This window comes from Mesorhizobium sp. M2E.F.Ca.ET.219.01.1.1 (assembly GCF_004016445.2).
In the GTDB taxonomy this organism is placed as follows: domain Bacteria; phylum Pseudomonadota; class Alphaproteobacteria; order Rhizobiales; family Rhizobiaceae; genus Mesorhizobium.
In genome coordinates, this window is sequence record NZ_SADT02000274.1 from 1 (window position 1) to 286 (window position 286).

Consider the following 286-nt stretch of genomic DNA (forward strand, 5'->3'; position numbering starts at 1 on the left):
GCGCAGATCATCCGACAGCGCCTTCGCCAAGACCTTCGCCTAAGAAGAAGCCGGACGCACGGGATCAGGTTTGAAGCATGCCTTCATTAAAAGACCTTCGTAACCGTATCGCCTCGGTCAAGGCGACGCAGAAGATCACCAAGGCGATGCAGATGGTCGCCGCGGCGAAGCTGCGCCGCGCGCAGGAAGCGGCGGAAGCGGCGCGTCCCTATTCCGAGCGGATGGGCGCGGTGCTGGCCAACATCACCCAGGCGATCGGCGGCGGCGGCGATGCTCCGGCGCTGAT

General features: G+C 64.3%; 1 protein-coding gene. It reads left to right on the top strand.

Features of this window, described 5'->3' with window-relative positions; all coding sequences use genetic code 11:
- Nucleotides 1–77: 77 nt before the first annotated feature.
- A partial coding sequence (locus EN862_RS35810; RefSeq protein ID WP_193771656.1) for a F0F1 ATP synthase subunit gamma occupies nt 78–286 on the top strand: 209 nt, incomplete at its 3' end.